Origin of the sequence: Alteromonas sp. CyTr2 (assembly GCF_947311905.1) — a bacterium.
Lineage (GTDB): Bacteria > Pseudomonadota > Gammaproteobacteria > Enterobacterales > Alteromonadaceae > Alteromonas > Alteromonas macleodii.
Genome location: NZ_CAMZMZ010000042.1, coordinates 1 through 18,746, shown reverse-complemented (window position 1 = coordinate 18,746; position 18,746 = coordinate 1). Strand labels below are relative to the sequence as shown.

The window sequence follows — 18,746 nt, the reverse complement described above, 5'->3', positions numbered from 1 at the left end:
GCACCTTTCTTATTTACTCGATAGATTAAGTATAGCAGCGCGCCATGAATTTACATTTTATTTACAACCCAGTTTAAAGCTCGTTCAACGCATAATTTTACTCGCTTCCTTAGGTGCTCATACATTGCGACTTGGCATTACACAAAGTTAATCATCAAATTTCCCTGAAGTGCCGTAACAATTCTCAATTCAGTAGCTTTCAGTGGCGTAGGTCAGTAGTTGGCGAAACGAAGGATGTTGAATTTCACTTAACGTAATGTAATAGGTAAAAGGAAAGAATATGAAAAAGTTAATTAGTGCGTTCTTCTTAGTTGTATTGAGTGCCTCAGCGCTTGCCGGCCATCATGCCAAGGATGGGCATAAAGATATTGTCGACACCGCTGCAAGCAACGACATGTTCTCTACACTTGTCACCGCAGTTAAGTCTGCCGACTTGGTTACTACACTAAAGGGAGATGGGCCATTCACTGTTTTCGCTCCCACCGATGAAGCTTTTGCTGCACTGCCGGCAGGCACCGTTGAAATGCTATTGAAACCTGAGAATAAACAAACCCTTGTTAAAATTCTCACTTATCACGTAGTAACGGGTAAAGTCACAGCAAAAGATGTAGCTGGGCTATCTGATGCCACTACCGTTGAAGGAAGCAAGGTAATGGTCTCAACTGATATGAATAAGGTTATGATAAACGACGCAAATGTGATTAAAGCCGACATCATGACGAGTAACGGTGTTATTCACGTGATCGATACTGTGTTGCTTCCAAACGATGTTAAAGCGGCGCTGTAATCCCTCTTGCAAAGAAAAGCGCTGAAAACGAAAGCACTAAAAATTAGTGCTTTCGTTCATCGATTTATGCATGTGCTTCGATCTCTTCAACAAGTCTCGGCGTAGAAACATTAAACGGTTAGTTGGTCACGGGCATGTTTAAACAGGCCTTCGTTGTCATCTAACCAGTCGTCTGAATCCATTCAAGGAATAAAGAAAGGAGTTCACGTGTTCACAGTCTACACATATAGTATTGCGGGCCTTTTGCTTATAAGCTTTACCGTTTTCGTGCAAAACATCGTTGCCGCTATCGCTCACAGAAAACAGTCTCGCTATATTCCAGGGAAAGTCAGCGAGGAATTGAGTCATGATAGTTTCGTATTCAGAAGCCACAGAACATTTCACAATTCGCTCGAAAATATTCATCAGTTTACGCTCCCAGCTCTTCTTTGCATTTTTCTTGGCGCATCAACCAGCATACTTGCAGCACTTGTTTGGATTTACGCGCTAAGTCGCATCATTCATATGGGACTGTATTACGCAATCGCTACAGAAAAAAATCCAAGCCCGAGAAGCTATTTTTATATGATAGGCACGCTGTGTACCTTCGGCGTATTTGGTCTTGCAGTGTTTAATTTGTTTTCCTAGAAACGATATAAAGTAAGAAGATAAGAGTGAAATTGAACCAAATGGTTAAATATTAAACTTTTGGTTAATCCACATTTTCTAAAATTAGGCGTACTCTTGAACCTGAACACTCACCTTTGTGTTTAGGAGTACTTGTGTATATTGAACAAGTTGGCGACCGAACTTTAGCAGATTGCAAAGTACTGATTGTCGACGACCAAGCCAGCAGCAGACTTGTTCTGGAAACTTTACTTGAAGACACAGTCGCCTGCGCCTCTGTGGGCTCAGGTAAAGAAGCAATTGAATATTGCAAGTACCATACGCCTGACCTAATCCTCATGGATGTTTCAATGCCCGAAATAGACGGGCATCAGACCACCGCATTGTTAAGAAAAAAGCCGTTGTGTGCTCACATTCCTATTATTTTCGTGACCTCTTCGTCAAGTGATGAAGAAGAGTCGAGATGTTGGGAATCAGGCTGCGTAGACTTTGTGGTGAAGCCGGTAAACGCTTGTACCCTACGCAACCGTGTAAAATCACACATCAATCATAAGCTTAGAAACGATTTGCTCGAAAAGCTTATCTATGTAGATAAGTTAACAGGTGCCTACAATCGCCACTATTTAGATGACTATTTACCCCGTTTAGTGAGAGATGGGTTACGTAATGTTACTCCTCTCTCCTTGGTTATTTTTGATGTTGATCACTTTAAACTGTTCAATGATATGTATGGTCATATAGATGGCGATAGCTGTTTGTGGAAGGTCAGTAAAACGATCAACGACGCCCTACTTCGACCCATGGACAAATTAGTGAGAATTGGCGGTGAAGAGTTTTTGGTTATTCTACCTAACACCGATGTAGACGGCGCGAAGGCTGTCACTGAGCGCTTATTGCGAACGGTTTATGACCTGAATATTCCTCATGCAGCATCTGAGTATGAACGCGTTACGCTAAGTGCTGGCTTAGCCGTCAAGCATGCTGATGACAATAAAACTATCGACTACGTCATGTTAGAAGCAGACAAAAATCTGTATGTGGCCAAAACCTCTGGGCGAAATCAACTAGTGGCGCCGACAGCAGTAAGCGCTGGCAAAATAAAAGCACCGAGTCATCCCACAAAACTTAAGGCCTAAGCGCTATAGCTAGAATTGCCTTGTCTTCGACGCTAGTGCAGTACTCCCAGCCTAAAACGGCCAACAGCATTCGTATGAGCCAAAGACTCGAGTGAATTCTCCAAAGTAATTCCCAATTCATTTAGCTGGGCGTAAAACAACTGCATTGTCGCTAGCGCGTCATCTAGTGCGTTGTGTTCAGGAAACGCGGGTAAGTCTAACCGTTGCCTACAAACCGTTAGCGTTGCACTATTACTCGGTAGCACCTGATGTTGTTTGTTTAACTGATAAAGTGCGAGCTGAAGTGTATCAATATAGAGTACTTCCATCTGCGGTAATCCACACCGTTTGAAGGCACTATCAAGCGCCATCAAATCTAATCGCGCATTGTGAAAAATTAGAACATGTGTCTTCAGTAGTGGTAGCAATGAATTGATGGCGTCTGCCAAGCCTTCGCCTTGTTGCAAAATATCTAAGGTCAATCCATGTATTACAGGGCTTTGTCCTAAGTCCGCTGACGTATTTATAACGTGATAGCCACTGGAGGAAAGCGCAATTTTTCCAGCTGAACCACTTACATAACCAATCGATGTAATTTGAGTTGTCACAGGGTCTAACGATGTGAGTTCTAAATCAACAGACGCCAAAGGGGTGTCGCCCAACGTTTTATCACGTAACGACTTTCTGAATTGACGATTCCCAAACAGTACCGATGCACAGGCTTCGATTATTCGCGTTATCATGGGGCTAACTTACGCCGCCAGAGAACTTCATAACCATTGCTTGATTGGTTCGCTCTATAGCCTTGAATGCGGCTTTTAGCTGATGCTTTTCTATCGATGATAAACTTGAAACCGACACACGATTGTCCGTTACTTTATTTTCCAACTGATGACGCCAACGCAAACGATTTAAGAACAGCCAAATATCACGTAGGTTAGTCGCATCTCTTTTTGAGAGCTGTGAATTTTCCGATAGCGCGTCTAACCGGGCAAGTGTATTAGGCAACGTCACGCCATCAGCTAGCGCGTATATACGGGCGATATTGTTGATTAAGGCCACGGCTCGGGTTTTAAGGTCGATCACGTCCTTCTCTTTACGGCCTTTTTCATAAATGAACTTTTGAAACACGGAAAGCGGAACCGATATTTCGTTACTATTTCTCGTAAGCGCTGCTAAGAACATATTTTGCTTCATCAAGGGGGCCCTTTGACGCTGCAACTGCTTAAATAAACTTATATCCCCGGCTGCGCAGCGAACATCAAGAAAAATATTAAAGTGCATAATCGCATCTTTAGTTGGTGCTTTTACCCATCGCTTAGCTTCTTCAATGGCTTCTTCAAGCGAGAGTCTAAGCTTAGGATTACTCGCCATAATATTACCATCGCACAGTTTAATGCCGCATTTGGCCAAACCGTTACACACATAATCAGCCATTTTTGCGAAATATTCAGCTTGCGTTTTGCTTGGCCGCTCAGCAAGAAGCAGTCCATTGTCTTGATCCGAACCCATCGTCTGATCCTCTCTTGCCTGTGATCCATAAACAAGCCACGCAAACATCATGGGGGCTTTCCCGTTAGCCTGTTGGAAAAAGCCAATAAGCTTTCTTGTCATAATATCGGTAGCTTGAGATAAAATTTTGCCAGCAATGTCATAGTCCCCTGCTTTTTTCGCATGAGCAGAGAAATAATGCGGCAATTGCCAGGATAGCCGTGTTAATTCGTAAAGGTTTTCCGCTTTGCTTAGCTCTCCAATTATAAAAAGAACGTTACCACGCTGATGACGAATAATATCGCTGGCTGTCACCATACCCAATGGCACAAGGGTTTGCTGGTCGATAACCGGTAGGTGATGGATGTTCCTTTCGGTCATAAGCGCCAAGGCATCAAATAGCGTTCTATTTCCCATTATCTGCGCAGGATTAGGCGTCATTATATGGCTGACTGGAAGATGAATACCGAGAGAGGCGGCAACCACTCTTGAACGTAAGTCTCGGTCGGTGATAATGCCAATAAGCTTATCTTCTCGTGTAACCAGTAATGACGATACCTTTTGAGTTGTCATAAGCTGCGCCGCAGCTGTAATTGAGGTTTCTACGTCCACCGACACGGGAGACTTATTAATAACATCCTCAAGCCCTTTATTAAGCCACATGGAGTTGCTATCGGAAATAGCATGGTTTTGAAGGGCATTATTGCGCAGCCCATCAAAAAAATTTCGAATTGCTGGCAGTTCAAATAACGGGGTAACAGCAGACGCTTCAAAACAGTAAACCAGACCTGGACTGTCTACACTGATGCTTAATGAAAAATTACGTTTTTCCATTATATTGGTGTAGCCGAAATAGTCGCCCTCACTTAAATGGCGTAAAGGGGCATCTGAATCTTGGACGGAAAACTGTCCATTTTGAATAAGAAAAAGTGACGCTTTTCCCTTTTGCAGGTCGCCCACATTATCCGCTGTCAGGTAAACCAATTCAGTATGTTTTACTAGCTCAAGCTTTTGCTCTTTATCCAGTATGTCAAAAGGTGCTGAAGTGTTGAGAAAGTCTTCAACTTGTTTAGCCATCGCAGTCATAGGGAATGTCCAGTTCACAAAAAGAAAAAACCAACCTACTCACTTTCGCCAGTAGATTGGTTTTATTTTGCTAAAGCCTATCTTAAGGCAACATTAGTTTAGTGCGCTGATGCTTCACCCGCACCCTTAGGATAACGAATGCTTTCAACCAGTTCTTGGATTTCTTCTGGCGCTTCATCTGTTGCTTTGAACACAAGGAAAGCCACAATGAAGTTCACCATCATACCTAATGTGCCAATACCTTCAGGAGAAATACCAAACCACCAGTTGTCAGGCGTATTGGCCGCTGGGTTTACAAATTTGAAGTAAATAATATAAGCCGCAGTGAAGGCAATACCTGAAATCATACCAGCAATAGCACCTTTATCGTTCATGCGCTTGCTGAAGATACCCATAATAATTGCCGGGAAGAAACTCGACGCCGCTAAGCCGAAGGCAAATGCCACCACCTGTGCAACAAAGCCTGGCGGATTGATACCGAAGTAACCTGCTATGACAATGGCCACCCCAGCAGCAAGTCGCGCATACATGAGCTCGGCTTTATCGGTTATGTTTGGCATAAAGTTTCGTTTCAGTAAATCATGGGAAACAGAGGTTGAAATAACCAGCAGCAAGCCTGCAGACGTTGACAATGCGGCTGCCACACCACCCGCTGCAACGAGTGCAATAACCCACGCAGGTAAGTTCGCAATTTCAGGGTTAGCCAATACCATGATATCGCGGTCGACTTTCATTTCGTTGCGCTCGTCACCCGAATAGAACATCTTGCCATCACCGTTCTTATCTTCATATGAGATAAGGCCAGTTTGTTCCCAGTTTTTAATCCACGACGGCGCTTCTTCATAGCTGGTTCCCGTCATTTCAGGTCCATTAATGGTTTCGATCATATTCACACGGGCAAACGCTGCTAGTGACGGTGCTGTGGTATATAGAATTGCGATAAACGCTAGTGCATAGCCTGCAGATTTACGCGCATCGTGCACTTTAGGCACAGTGAAGAAGCGAACGATTACGTGTGGAAGACCCGCTGTACCTACCATTAACGCAAAGGTGATAAAGAATACATCAATGGTACTTTTTGTTCCTGAGGTGTATTCGTTAAAGCCTAACTCGACAGACAAATTATCGAGTTTCTGCAGCATATGCACCCCCGAACCGTCTGCTAAGGTCGCACCAAAGCCGGTTTGCGGCAGGATATGTCCTGTTACCATCATAGAGATAAATACCGCCGGTACAATGTAGGCGAAAATCATTACACAATACTGTGCAACTTGCGTGTAAGTAATGCCTTTCATACCGCCAAGTACGGTGTAGAAGAACACGATAACCATACCGATAACCACGCCAGACACAATATCAACCTCTAAGAAGCGGCTGAATACCACACCTACGCCACGCATTTGACCTGCAACGTATGTAAAGCAAACGAAGATTGCACAAAATACAGCAACCGTACGCGCGGTTTGTGAGTAGTAACGATCCCCAATGAAGTCAGGTACCGTGAATTTGCCAAATTTACGTAAATAGGGAGCTAAACAAAGCGCAAGTAGAACATAACCACCTGTCCACCCCATTAGATATACTGCACCGTCATACCCCATAAATGAGATAAGACCCGCCATTGAAATGAACGAGGCTGCCGACATCCAATCTGCTGCCGTTGCCATCCCATTCATAACGGGAGGTACGCCGCCACCTGCAACGTAAAAATCGTTAGTTGAGCCTGCGCGAGCCCAAATAGCGATGGCGATATAAAGCGCAAACGATGCGCCAACGATAATAAACGTTAAAGTTTGAACGTCCATGATTTACTCCTCATCTACGCCGTAGCGTTTGTCCATGGCGTTCATCTTCGCCATGTAGACAAAGATCAATGCAACAAATACGTAAATTGCGCCCTGCTGCGCAAACCAGAAGCCTAATTTAAAGCCAAAGAATTGGATTTCATTTAAGATATCGACAAAAATAATGCCGGCACCGAATGATACGATAAACCAAACGACTAAAAGCTTGGCGAGAAGAGCGAGATTCTCCCTCCAATACGCTTTTTTGTCCTCTTCGTTTCTAAATGCCATTGTTTCACCCTCATGTCAGGTTAATTGATTGTTATGATTTTACATATTCCTAACGCCCGGCTTTGTTAACGTTATTGCTGCGTGTTACGTGGTTGAGGAAAGACAATCACAAGCAGCAAAGTCAAGCATTTAGGAGCTCGCGTATTACTCTAGACCTGCCTTGAAAAATTCAAAATGAGACCATGGTCGTAGGTAGACCATGGTCGAAATGATTATAATAGCGACAGCATTGTTAAAACTAAGTTAAAAGGAACGTTATGGTTTTTGGTTGGGTAACACTTGCAGTACTGTACCTCTTCTTGCTGTTTTCACTGGCGAGTTGGGGTGAAAAGAACTCGCCCACCGCTAGAGCACTAACGTCACATCCCGCTATATATTCGCTGGCCCTCGCTATTTATTGTACCGCATGGACTTTTTTCGGCATGGTAGGCCAAGCAAGTAGAGACACTTGGATTTACCTGCCAATCATGCTTGGGCCTATTCTCGTTTACGTCTTGGGTTATAAGTTTATTTACAAGTTAACCCTCGTCAGCAAGAAGCAACACATCACTACCATTTCCGACTTCATCGCGTCGCGCTATGGCAAGCGCCAAACCGTAGCTTTGGTAGTTACGCTTATCGCGCTCCTTGCCACTATTCCTTATATCGCGCTTCAATTAAAAGCAGTGGGCGCTACTTTCCAACTTCTTACTCAGCAGCCTAACAGCAACGGCATTATTATTGCCGCCACTGGCTTCATCGCGGCATTCGCAATATATTTCGGTACCCGGCAAACGGACGTCACCGAATACCGACGGGGCTTGATGCTGGCTATCGCCTTCGAGTCGACCATTAAATTGCTGGCGTTAGTGCTGGTTGCCATTGTTGGTTATAGTGCGTGGAAGCGCACCCAGTCTGGTCCATTCTTCGAAAGTTTCACCAATGAAATAGCCTTGGCGCAGTTTGGTTCGTTTACTTTCATCGCTCAAACTATCATGGCGGCAGCGGCCATTGTTTGTTTGCCTAGGCAGTTTCACGTTGCCATTATTGATAATCTAAGCCTAGGTCATCTGCGCACGGCAAGGTGGTTATTCCCTCTCTACCTGACCATTATTTCAGCGGTAATTCCTATTATCGCCATTGCAGGCAAAGCCATTTTTGCTGGCGCTAATATCGAGCCCGACTCTTACGTACTGTCGCTGGCTGTATTTTCAGAGTCAGTTCTTCTTCAAGTGATTGTTTTTGTAGGCGGGCTCTCTGCCGCAACAGCTATGATCATTGTGGCAACACTCACACTGAGTACTATGCTCACCAACGATGTGATTCTGCCGCGTATTCTTGCATTTACAGGCAATACCGATGACAAACAGGACGTGTCGAGCAAAATCAGGCTTATTCGCCGTATCGTCATCGCGTTTATCTTGCTTATGGCGTTTTTGTACCACCAGCAAATGACCAGCAGCCGCTCGCTTCATTCAATTGGGCTTATTGCGTTCTCGTTAGTTATCCAGCTTATGCCAGCCATTGTTGGCGGACTTTACTGGAAGCGCGCGCATGCGCACGGGGTTTACGCAGGGCTAATGGTGGGACTAGTGATTTGGGTGTTGTGGCTTGTACTTCCCATCGTGAGCGAGCAAGTTTCACAAATGGAACAAAACGAACTCATTAGCCAAGGCGCTATGATTAGCTTAGCGGCAAACAGCTTTGTTTACATACTCTTTTCACACTTTGCACCGCAGCGTCTTATCGACAGAATGCAAGCTGAAGCCTTTGTGTCTCCTGCCATTTCCACTAACAATACCGTTAAAGCGCAGGCAACTAACGTGACCGTCTCCGATCTTATAACGCTATTGTCGACCTTTATGGGATCCGGTCGTTGTCAACAATTGTTGGAACAATATCAGCAACTCAATAATTGCCAATTAAAGCACGACGATACGCCAAATGAGTCGTTTTTATCATTTTGCGAACGCGCCTTGGGTGGCGTTATTGGCGCGTCGAGTGCCAAAGTACTACTAGACAGTGCATTGCGTGGTAAGAAGATGGACTTTACCGAGGTTATCAACTTCTTCGATGACACAACGCAAGCCATGCAATTTAATATGACTGCACTACTCACGTCACTTGAAAACATGGACCAAGGCATTAGCGTAGTCGACAAACACTTAAATTTAGTAGCGTGGAATAAACGCTATGCCAACCTCTACCCTTACCCAGATAACTTGTTGGCAGTAGGTACGCCCATAGAAAAGCTTATTCGGTACAACGCTTCACAAGGTGAGTTCGGCACAGATAACGTAGACGGTGAAGTAGAAAAAAGGCTGGCTCATTTGCGCTCTGGTATGCCCCATCGTTTCACGCGACAACGAATGGATGGACGGGTTATTGAGATGGTAGGTAATCCTTTACCTGGCGGAGGCTTCGTAACAAGCTTCAACGACATCACCGGACACGTGGAAATACAGCAAGCGCTTGAAGAATCAAACATTGATCTTGAGGCTCGTATTAAGAAGCGTACTGAAGAAGTACACTCCATAAACGCCGAGCTTCGACTTGAAATAGAACGGCGCTCTGATGCCGAGAAAGAACTGATAAGGGCACGAAAGGCTGCAGAAGATGCCAATGCCAGTAAAACCCGCTTCTTGGCGCTCGCAAGCCATGATGTTTTGCAGCCGCTAAATGCGGCCAAGCTCTACGTGAGCGCCCTTGAAGAACAAGAACTGACTGAGTCAGCGCTAGCCATTATTCAAAAGCTTAGCCATAGCGTGACGTCTAGCGAAACACTGATTGGCACTTTGCTGGATATTGCACGCTTAGATCAAGGTGAAATGAAACCCGATATTGAGTCTATTGATGTAAGGACCCTGCTGTCACCACTTGTGGACGAAATGGCAATGCGCGCGCGGGAAAAAGGACTTCGTTTTAAAGCGATTATACGCCCGTGCTGGGTAAAAGCTGACAAAACGTATTTATACCGAATAACCCAAAACTTGCTTTCAAATGCGGTGAAATACACGGAAAATGGCCGCGTTTTGTTCATTATCAAGCCTGTAAAAGACACCGTTTATTTCAAAGTTATCGACACAGGTATTGGCATATCTACCGATAAAAAAGACAGTATTTTTGGTGACTTTTTCCGCGCGAACGAAAGCAAGGAACACGGTATAGGTCTCGGCTTGGGGGTTGTTCGACGTTTAAGTCTGCAGTTGAACAGCGATATTAGTGTTACCTCGAAAATAGGCAAAGGCAGCTGCTTTGCGTTTAGCTTGGATAAAGCTGAGCCAAAACAGGTATCCAACGTTACAGCAAAGCCCCGCAGTACAACATTTACAGGCATGGACGTGCTTTGCGTGGACGATCAAAGAGAGAACTTAGATGCCATGCAGACCCTATTACAGAAATGGGGAATCAATGTGGTGCTTGCGAACAATTGGGATGACGCGTTGAAAGTCTGTGAGACTATTCAGCCTCAAATCTTACTCATGGATTATCAGCTCAGTCATGACAGCGAGAAAAATGGGCTAGCTTTGATTGAAGAGATTAGACATCGACTTAATATTGTGGTGCCAGCAGCGCTTATAACGGCGACACCAGATGAAAGCTTAGTTACACAGTGTAAAGCCCAAGGCGTAAACTTCTTAGCTAAACCGCTAAAACCAGCGAAACTGCGCGCACTACTTCAAAGTATGACGCGCTACATCAGGGAAGCGAAAAACGTGTAGCTAGTAGCTCGCTGCAGGTTTTTCGCTATATGTGTAAGGAAAGACGTCTAGAGTAATTCGTCGTGTGGTTTACTTTCTTCAATTTTAACCACCGGCGTTTCTACGCTCGACTTTGCCACCACTTTTCCCATTGCTCCCCACTTCTCTTTAGGGTTGAGCAAAACAGGACGGGTTAAAATTAGGTTATTAGGATACATGAGAGTTTCACGCTCAGCGGTAAGCAAGCGCGTGCTAAACGGCCCTACATCGGCAATCACACCTTCAATGAAGTTATCGCCGTCGAGAATGCGCACATAATTACCTCTGCGATAGGCTACGTTTGTGAGCAAAATAAAGTACGCAGTGATGTTACTGATGAGTGACCAACTAGCAAAAAGCGCAACACCGGTTACCGTGATGATAGAAGTGGAAAGCACTAAGAGCCCAGAAAAATCGATCCCCCATGCTAGCAACAACAAGGCTAACGATACTGTAGCGACAATAACCCGTGCAGCAAAAAGCCCTTTAATAGCACTATTTGATTTTAGCTTTGACTTTACGATGTTGGTTTCTAATTTTGGCAGCAACTTACGAGACATCGCCAAATAAATTAGTAAAACCAAACCACTCCACACGACATTTGACTGGTACTGAGTTAACCACGCCAAAAACCCATGCCACCACTCATTCATTAACACAAATCCTTACATTTTTTCGTTAAGCAGACTGACCTTAAATTCTGATTTTACGTTAAAAAGGCCGACGCGCTCTAATGCTAACGCGAAAAACAGTCAAGTTCATGCATTAAAAGCAATCGACACAACAAGAATTATTCGTAAGACACCCCCGAACACTTACATTAGTATGCGCGCAAAAATGACTTGTCTATTTAACAATCACGTTCTAACGTGGTAGTAGATTGGTCGATAAAACGACAAAATAAAACACAAACTACAGGCTTTTTTATAATGCGCATTGCAATTCTTTCTAGAAATCCTCGTCTTTACTCTACTTCACGCTTAGTCGAAGCTGGGCAGGCTCGCGGGCATCAGGTTGACGTTATCGATACCATGCACTGCTACATGGATATCACCAGTGCGCGACCGTCAGTTCGCTATAACGGTAAGCGACTACCCTATTACGATGCAGTGATCCCGCGAATTGGCGCATCGGTTAGCTTTTATGGCACATCAGTCGTTCGCCAATTTGAAATGATGGGCACATACAGCCTTAACGAGTCGGTTGCTATCAGCCGCTCTCGAGATAAATTGCGTTCATTGCAGCTTTTATCACGTAAAGGCATAGGTATGCCGAGAACAGGCTTCGCACACCACCCTGATAAAATCGATGATGTTATTAAGACGGTTGGCGGCGCCCCAGTGGTTATTAAGTTACTTGAAGGCACGCAAGGTATTGGCGTGGTATTGGCCGACACGCAAAAAGCGGCAGAGTCGATCATTGAAGCCTTTATGGGTCTTAACGCCAGTATTTTAGTGCAAGAGTTTATTAAAGAAGCGGGCGGTGCAGATATTCGTTGCTTTGTGGTAGGTGGAAAAGTTGTAGCAGCGATGAAGCGCCAAGCAGCACCTGGGGAATTCCGCTCTAACCTTCACCGTGGCGGTCAGGCAAGTTTAGTTCGCCTAAGTCCAGCGGAACGCAAAACAGCGGTAGATGCGGCTAAAACGATGGGACTAAATTGTTGTGGCGTAGATATTCTTCGTTCGAACAACGGTCCAGTCGTTATGGAAGTAAACTCTTCGCCGGGCCTTGAAGGCATTGAGAAAGCGACCAATAAGGATGTCGCCAGTATGATCATCGAGTTCATTGAAAAAAGCGCAGAGCCGCACAAAACAAAAACCCGTGGAAAGGGCTAGCGCCCTTTAACCTTTGCTATGCAATAACGTAAATATAGGAAAACGTTAGTGGTAAATGATGTTTTAAGAATTGGGGGTGAAAACATTGCTCCTGGCGAAACAAAAAAGATTGAGTTAGAAATGCCGCCGTTGTACACGGCCACCAATATGAGCATTCCGGTTTACGTTAAACGAGGAAAGCGACCAGGTCCCATTATGTTCGTCAGCGCAGCCATTCACGGTGACGAATTAAATGGCATCGAAATAGTAGGCAGACTTATCCGCTCAAAAGCGATTGAACGCCTAAGAGGAACCCTTATCGCGGTGCCTATGGTTAATGTGTACGGCGTACTAAACCAGTCTCGTTATTTACCCGATAGACGCGATTTGAATCGCAGTTTTCCAGGGAGTAAAAAAGGTTCGCTTGCCGGTAGGTTAGCCAACTTGTTTTTTAAAGAAGTGGTAAGTAAGTGCGATGTCGGCATTGACCTTCATACCGGCGCTATACACCGTAGTAACTTGCCTCAGATTCGCGCTGACTTAGACGACCCAGAAGTACTGGAAATGGCAAAAGCGTTTGGCGTACCTGTACTTCTTAACGCAGAGTTACGCGATGGCTCTTTGCGCGAATCGGCCAGTGAAAGTGGCGTTAAAATTCTGCTTTACGAAGCAGGCCAAGCGTTACGTTATGACGAGTTTTCTATTCGTGCCGGCGTAAGAGGCATTATTAATACCATGCGTCATTTGGGCATGCTAAATAAAAGCCGCAGCAAGGGCCACAGTATCGAACGTTTTATAGCGCGCCAAAGTGGATGGGTTCGAGCGCCAGAAAGTGGCTTTGTGACGCATCTAGCACAGCTAGGTGACCATGTTGAGAAAGGTGACAAACTGGCCATTATTGCTGATCCGTTTGGCAATTATTTAGACAGCCTTGAAAGCCCTGCAGAAGGTGTTGTAATTGGTAAACAAAATATTCCGCTTACCCAAGAAGGTGAAGCGGTATACCACATTGCATACTTTTCAGAGCCTGATACTGTTGCAGAACACGTAGAATTATTACAAGACAATTTATTGCCACCAGAACAGGGTCCTGTTTTATAAAATTGGTAGAAAAACTGATGAACAATAAAAAAATTGTTGGTGCGGTAGAGCTGTGCGATTTACCAAAACTCGCCATCTCTGATTTGAACGTACGCGTTGATACAGGGGCGGCAACGTCTTCACTTCACGTTGATAACATTGAAGAGTTTGATCAAGACGGTGAATTATGGATTAAATTTGATATTCATCCGGACATTCACAACGTTGAACGCGTGGTTCGCAGAGAAGCACGTGTAGAAGGACAAAAACGCGTAAAAAGCTCAACGGCTACACTTGAGAAGCGCTATGTTATAATTACGCCTATAATAATGGACGGGTACCAGTGGGATATTCAGTTAACCCTAACGGACCGCTCTGAAATGACCTATTTGATGCTGCTCGGAAGAGAAGCAATGAGTGGTCAATTTATTGTAGACCCCGAACACGACTTTTTGCTGACGGGGAAAGACTAGCAATACAAGTTTGCCAATGGTTATTCAACGTTAATACCTGCGGCAACTTGCAGTAAGGCATGCGTTTAGTGCATGAAATACAAAATATGGACGTTACGAAAAAAGCCCTAAGTGTTGCCGCTTTGCTGTTGAGTGTATTTACACTATTGAGTGCTCATGCTCAGCAGCAAAACACAAATGAGGTAAGTACTGACTTACCTCACACCGTTCTCCGCTTGCCAAATATTCATCCTGGCCGAGACGCCGTATACGCCTACGCTAAACGTCTTCTCACAGAATCACTGCGCGTTACTGAACCTCAATACGGTTCTTTTGAACTGATTGTCAGCGACCAAGAAACGGCGCAAGAACGTCAACTACGCAGCCTTGAACACAACATGCTAGACGTGACGTGGAGCGTTACCTCGACAGAGCGTGAACGTCAGTTCCTGCCCATTCGCATTCCCATTATGGCGGGTCTTTTTGGTAAGCGTGCACTGCTGGTCAGAGAAGGCGATACGCGACTTAAAGAAGTAAAGTCATTAAACGCGTTACGAGCATACCGCGCGGTTTTGGGCTACGACTGGCCCGATACGAAGATATTTCGCGCAAACGATATCCCAGTGTTGGAAACGACCTACCGGGCGTCATTTCGCATTGTTTCAGAAGGCTTCGCCGATATGTTTCCGAGAAGCGTAATGGAAATCAAAGAGGAACTCTCAGACAAAACCCTTTCTCGCGGCCTAACTATTGATGAACACCTTATAATATCGTATCCAAGCCCCATCTTTTTCTTTGTAGGAAGCGACAATCAGGCATTAGCCGGGCGGATAGCTGAAGGTCTGTTAAGGCTCTTCGAAACGGGTAAGTTTCAGGAGCTACTGTTGGCTCATGATAACTTTAGAGAAGGTATGGCACTTACCGAAGGGCGAACGGTTATTGAAATTGACAACCCTTTGCTAAGTGAACAAAGCCGCTTGGCATTAGAAAAGTTCTTACCGGAATTTGCTACCTCAGAAGCCGTGCTTAAGTTCGACGCTACTGAACCGGCGGCTCCAACTCAAGTTGTGAAGCAATAAGTACCGCTTGTGTGCGGTTGTTTATGCCCAACTTTTTAAAGATAGCAGTAACATGCGCTTTAACCGTAGCCTCTGCGATATCTAAATTAAAGCCAATTTGCTTGTTCAGCAAGCCGTCTCGCATGTAACAAAGCACTTTGTATTGCGAAGGCGTTAGCGAGGCAACTTTGTCCGCTAATTCAGAGAACTCTTCATTCACCTCATCAACGTCTTCACTTAAGTTATCAGGTAGCCATACATCGCCATCCAGAATCGCTTCTACGGCGTTTGCAATATCTTGCGCACTGGCAGTTTTTGGGATGAATCCTAGCGCGCCCACGCTAATAATCTTTGAAATAAGTGTGGTGTCTTCTGTGCCAGAGACTACGGCAACAGGAAGCTCGGGAAAGAGTTTTCGAATATGCAGTAAGCCAAACAAATCATTGCTACCCGGCATGTGCAAATCAAGCAACAATAAGTCGATATCCTCGTTGTTGAGAATATCGACTGTAGTGTTAAGGTCTCCCGCCTCTTTGAGGGTTAAGGCTGGAAGTGACAACGACAACGCGCCTCTTAGTGCATCGCGATACAGCGGATGATCATCAGCGATTAGAAGGGTTATCATTGTCTATATCCTTAGTTTCTACTTATTTAGACGTTCCTCTATCAGTGTATCAACAACCGATGGATCCGCCAACGTAGATGTGTCACCTAATTGCTCATGCTCATTGGCGGCAATCTTACGCAAAATACGGCGCATAATTTTACCAGAGCGGGTTTTAGGTAATCCGCGAGACCATTGGATCATATCAGGTGTAGCAATCGGGCTTAGCTCTTGACGCACCCACGCCTTAAGCTCTTTAGTAAGGGCTTCATCTGCTTCAACCCCTTCATTTGGCGTTACGTAAACGTAGATACCCTGCCCTTTGATATCATGTGGGAAGCCAACAACGGCAGCCTCAGCCACTTTAGGATGGGCAACAAGTGCACTTTCGATTTCAGCGGTGCCCAAACGGTGTCCAGAAACGTTTAGCACGTCATCTACACGACCGGTGATCCAGTAGAAGCCATCTTCGTCGCAACGAGCACCGTCACCGGTGAAGTACACACCTTTGTACGCGCTAAAGTAGGTGTTAATAAAGCGCTGATGATCGCCATAAACCGTTCGAGCTTGGCTAGGCCAGCTGTCTTTAATAACAAGATTACCTTCTGCTGCCCCTTCAAGCTCATTACCGTCAGCATCAAATAGCGCAGGCTGAATGCCGAAGAATGGACGAGTCGCTGAGCCAGGCTTCAACTCCGTAGCGCCAGGTAAAGGCAGGATCATGTGTCCACCTGTTTCTGTCTGCCACCATGTATCGATGATAGGACAACGGCTCATACCAATTACGCGGTGGTACCATTCCCATGCTTCAGGATTAATAGGTTCACCTACTGTTCCTAACAGACGAAGCGATGAGACATCACACCCTTCAGCTGGAACATCTCCGTGGGCCATTAATGCGCGGATAGCAGTTGGCGCGGTATATAAACTATTTACTTTGTATTTTTCCACTACCTGAGCAATACGCTTAACGTCTGGATAGGTTGGTACACCCTCAAAGAACACTTGTGATGCGGCGTTCACCATAGGGCCATAAACCATGTAGCTGTGGCCTGTGATCCAGCCTACATCAGCGGTACACCAATAAACATCGTCTTCTTTGTAGTCAAAGGCATATTTAAAGGTCATCGCAGAATATAAGAGATACCCGCCCGTGGTGTGTACTACACCTTTTGGCGTTCCAGTAGAGCCTGATGTATAAAGGATAAACAGTGGGTCTTCCGCGTTCATTACCTCTGGTTCACACTGCGCTGACACGCCATCAACAGCGTCATGCCACCACACATCGTGCTTAGCATTCCAGTCTACTTCTCCTCCTGTTAGCTTATGAACTAAAACATGAGTAATAGACGGACACGCATCACCAGACAGTGCTTTATCCACATTCGCTTTCAGTGGAATACTTCTTCCAGCACGACGGCCTTCATCAGCAGTAATCACGACTTTGGCGTTGCTGTCGTTGATACGATCGGCAATCGCGTTAGGTGAAAATCCACCGAAAATCACCGAATGTACTGCACCAATTCGGGCACACGCTAGCATGGCGTAGGCAGCCTCAGGTACCATCGGCATGTAAATCGCAACACGATCACCTTTTGCTACGCCCATTTCTTTAAGTGCATTCGCTAATTTACAAACTTCATAGTGTACTTGTTGATACGTGATATCTTGGCTATCTTCTGGTGAGTCGCCTTCCCAGTGAAAGGCAACTTTTGTGGCATTGTTAGCCAGATGGCGGTCAATACAATTATAGCTGGCATTTAGCTCACCATCTTCAAACCATTTTATCGACACATCGTTTTCGCCAAACATCGTGTTTTTAATTTTGGTTGGCTTTTGATACCACTCAAGCATGGATGCGTGCTCAGCCCAGAACGCTTCAGGTTGCTCTACAGATTGCTTGTACATCTCGTCGTATTGAGATGCGGTTAAATGGGTAGACTGAAGAATGTTCTCAGGCACAGGATAAGTTTTGCTGGCGGTCATATAGATTGCCTCCAATATCAATGATGTAAATTCTTGTTGTATGGTGAAACACTCTAGCCATTCACCCACAAAGCAAAATGAGACTTTGGTCTTAGCAGCATACAACTAAGGTTCTACTAGAAAAGTATTACGACTATAGTCTTATGCGACCATTGGCTTATTTAATTTTGAGATAATAAGTACACAATCAGCAATGTTAACGTTGAATTTACATTTATTTAACCACTTTTTTGGAACAGACACGATGAAAGCTAAAATAAAAAATACGGCTACAGCAGTAGCGCTGTGCCTAGCAGCATCTACCGGTGCAGCGCAAGCAGCAACAATCGGCGACACAAGTGTGAAATTCACAGGCTACATTAAAGTCGACGCTATGGTCAGTGACTACTCAGATGGCACCATTGCATCGGGTAGCGTAGGTCGCGATTTCTATATTCCTTCACTAACACCTGTTGGTGGCGTTGACGAAGATCCACAATTTGATGCTCACATTAGAACATCGCGATTCCGCTTTGCTACTTCAACACCAACCGCTGAAGGCGATACCATTAACGGTGTTTTCGAGCTCGACTTTTTAGTGACCGATGGCGGCGATGAGCGCATCAGTAACTCTTACGTTCCTCGTGTTCGTCACGCATACCTGACCTACAAAAATTGGTTGGTAGGTCAAACATGGACAACTTTCATGGACGTAGGTTCTTTACCTGAATCTTTAGACTTTGTTGGTACGACTGACGGCATTACCTTTGGTCGTCAAGTTATGGTGAGATATACCAACGGCGGCCTTCAGCTTGCCCTTGAAAACCCAGAATCAACCATTACGCCATTTGGCGGTGGTAGCCGAATTACGAGTGACGACAGCAGCGTTCCAGA

At 45.1% G+C, this 18,746-nt stretch carries 16 protein-coding genes; 9 read left to right on the top strand and 7 right to left on the bottom strand.

Annotation, left to right across the window (positions count from 1 at the left end; all coding sequences use genetic code 11):
- Positions 1-280: 280 nt before the first annotated feature.
- The 3 genes from QME20_RS17215 (at position 281) to QME20_RS17205 (ending at position 2,529) form a co-directional block, all read left to right on the top strand.
- Positions 281-787: a fasciclin domain-containing protein gene (locus QME20_RS17215; protein WP_061095919.1), complete on the top strand. Its 507-nt coding sequence runs from the start codon at positions 281-283 to the stop codon at positions 785-787.
- Between the two features lie 207 nt (positions 788-994).
- Positions 995-1,414 (top strand): MAPEG family protein, encoded by a 420-nt coding sequence (locus QME20_RS17210; RefSeq protein ID WP_014950813.1) that lies wholly within the window; start codon positions 995-997, stop codon positions 1,412-1,414.
- A gap of 134 nt (positions 1,415-1,548) precedes the next feature.
- Positions 1,549-2,529: a diguanylate cyclase gene (locus QME20_RS17205; RefSeq protein ID WP_039228605.1), complete on the top strand. Its 981-nt coding sequence runs from the start codon at positions 1,549-1,551 to the stop codon at positions 2,527-2,529.
- Positions 2,530-2,561: 32 nt separating this feature from the next.
- Here the strand turns inward: QME20_RS17205 and QME20_RS17200 are convergent, their stop codons facing one another.
- The 4 genes from QME20_RS17200 to QME20_RS17185 form a co-directional block, all read right to left on the bottom strand.
- Positions 2,562-3,251: a 3'-5' exonuclease gene (locus QME20_RS17200; RefSeq protein ID WP_039231290.1), complete on the bottom strand. Its 690-nt coding sequence runs from the start codon at positions 3,249-3,251 to the stop codon at positions 2,562-2,564.
- A 4-nt stretch (positions 3,252-3,255) separates the two neighbouring features.
- A complete protein-coding gene (locus QME20_RS17195; protein WP_061095920.1) occupies positions 3,256-5,085 on the bottom strand; it encodes a putative nucleotidyltransferase substrate binding domain-containing protein in 1,830 nt (609 codons plus the stop codon).
- A gap of 98 nt (positions 5,086-5,183) precedes the next feature.
- Positions 5,184-6,890: a sodium:solute symporter family protein gene (locus QME20_RS17190; RefSeq protein WP_014980378.1), complete on the bottom strand. Its 1,707-nt coding sequence runs from the start codon at positions 6,888-6,890 to the stop codon at positions 5,184-5,186.
- Positions 6,891-6,893: 3 nt separating this feature from the next.
- On the bottom strand, positions 6,894-7,160 hold the full coding sequence (locus QME20_RS17185) for a DUF4212 domain-containing protein (RefSeq protein ID WP_014950817.1): 267 nt from the start codon (positions 7,158-7,160) through the stop codon (positions 6,894-6,896).
- Between the two features lie 257 nt (positions 7,161-7,417).
- Here QME20_RS17185 and QME20_RS17180 point away from each other — a divergent pair, with 257 nt between their 5' ends.
- Positions 7,418-10,861, top strand: a complete 3,444-nt coding sequence (locus QME20_RS17180; RefSeq protein ID WP_281716305.1) for a PAS-domain containing protein — start codon at positions 7,418-7,420, stop codon at positions 10,859-10,861.
- A gap of 47 nt (positions 10,862-10,908) precedes the next feature.
- On the opposite strand, the gene QME20_RS17175 is transcribed toward QME20_RS17180, so the two are convergent.
- Positions 10,909-11,532 carry a mechanosensitive ion channel family protein gene (locus tag QME20_RS17175; RefSeq protein WP_014950819.1) on the bottom strand — a complete coding sequence of 208 codons (624 nt, stop codon included), beginning with the start codon at positions 11,530-11,532 and terminating at the stop codon, positions 10,909-10,911.
- Between the two features lie 276 nt (positions 11,533-11,808).
- On the opposite strand from QME20_RS17175, the gene rimK reads away from it, so the two are divergent.
- The 4 genes from rimK to QME20_RS17155 all read left to right on the top strand — a co-directional run bounded on the left by rimK (position 11,809) and on the right by QME20_RS17155 (position 15,304).
- A complete protein-coding gene (rimK, locus tag QME20_RS17170) occupies positions 11,809-12,714 on the top strand; it encodes a 30S ribosomal protein S6--L-glutamate ligase (protein ID WP_014950820.1) in 906 nt (301 codons plus the stop codon).
- Between the two features lie 48 nt (positions 12,715-12,762).
- Positions 12,763-13,794 (top strand): succinylglutamate desuccinylase/aspartoacylase family protein, encoded by a 1,032-nt coding sequence (locus QME20_RS17165; protein WP_014950821.1) that lies wholly within the window; start codon positions 12,763-12,765, stop codon positions 13,792-13,794.
- Between the two features lie 17 nt (positions 13,795-13,811).
- Complete coding sequence (locus tag QME20_RS17160) at positions 13,812-14,246, top strand: RimK/LysX family protein (protein WP_014950822.1); 435 nt, start codon at positions 13,812-13,814, stop codon at positions 14,244-14,246.
- Between the two features lie 68 nt (positions 14,247-14,314).
- Positions 14,315-15,304 carry an amino acid ABC transporter substrate-binding protein gene (locus QME20_RS17155; protein ID WP_281716304.1) on the top strand — a complete coding sequence of 330 codons (990 nt, stop codon included), beginning with the start codon at positions 14,315-14,317 and terminating at the stop codon, positions 15,302-15,304.
- On the opposite strand, the gene QME20_RS17150 is transcribed toward QME20_RS17155, so the two are convergent.
- Both QME20_RS17150 and acs read right to left on the bottom strand, forming a co-directional pair.
- Positions 15,264-15,908: a response regulator transcription factor gene (locus QME20_RS17150; RefSeq protein ID WP_014950824.1), complete on the bottom strand. Its 645-nt coding sequence runs from the start codon at positions 15,906-15,908 to the stop codon at positions 15,264-15,266. The genes QME20_RS17155 and QME20_RS17150 overlap by 41 nt on opposite strands.
- Positions 15,909-15,926: 18 nt before the next feature.
- Positions 15,927-17,873: an acetate--CoA ligase gene (gene acs / locus QME20_RS17145; protein WP_281716303.1), complete on the bottom strand. Its 1,947-nt coding sequence runs from the start codon at positions 17,871-17,873 to the stop codon at positions 15,927-15,929.
- A gap of 244 nt (positions 17,874-18,117) precedes the next feature.
- Here acs and QME20_RS17140 point away from each other — a divergent pair.
- Positions 18,118-18,746, top strand: a 629-nt coding sequence (locus QME20_RS17140; RefSeq protein ID WP_281716302.1) for a DcaP family trimeric outer membrane transporter, incomplete at its 3' end; no start/stop codon positions are given.

Bases quoted from the DNA above. Each gene is read 5' to 3' on its own strand.
- QME20_RS17160 (WP_014950822.1), top strand. From the start codon at position 13,812: ATGAACAATAAAAAAATTGTTGGTGCGGTAGAGCTGTGCGATTTACCA.
- acs (WP_281716303.1), bottom strand. From the start codon at position 17,873: ATGACCGCCAGCAAAACTTATCCTGTGCCTGAGAACATTCTTCAGTCT.
- QME20_RS17150 (WP_014950824.1), bottom strand. From the start codon at position 15,908: ATGATAACCCTTCTAATCGCTGATGATCATCCGCTGTATCGCGATGCA.
- QME20_RS17185 (WP_014950817.1), bottom strand. From the start codon at position 7,160: ATGGCATTTAGAAACGAAGAGGACAAAAAAGCGTATTGGAGGGAGAAT.
- QME20_RS17195 (WP_061095920.1), bottom strand. From the start codon at position 5,085: ATGACTGCGATGGCTAAACAAGTTGAAGACTTTCTCAACACTTCAGCA.
- QME20_RS17180 (WP_281716305.1), top strand. From the start codon at position 7,418: ATGGTTTTTGGTTGGGTAACACTTGCAGTACTGTACCTCTTCTTGCTG.
- QME20_RS17200 (WP_039231290.1), bottom strand. From the start codon at position 3,251: ATGATAACGCGAATAATCGAAGCCTGTGCATCGGTACTGTTTGGGAAT.
- QME20_RS17190 (WP_014980378.1), bottom strand. From the start codon at position 6,890: ATGGACGTTCAAACTTTAACGTTTATTATCGTTGGCGCATCGTTTGCG.
- QME20_RS17215 (WP_061095919.1), top strand. From the start codon at position 281: ATGAAAAAGTTAATTAGTGCGTTCTTCTTAGTTGTATTGAGTGCCTCA.
- rimK (WP_014950820.1), top strand. From the start codon at position 11,809: ATGCGCATTGCAATTCTTTCTAGAAATCCTCGTCTTTACTCTACTTCA.
- QME20_RS17175 (WP_014950819.1), bottom strand. From the start codon at position 11,532: ATGAATGAGTGGTGGCATGGGTTTTTGGCGTGGTTAACTCAGTACCAG.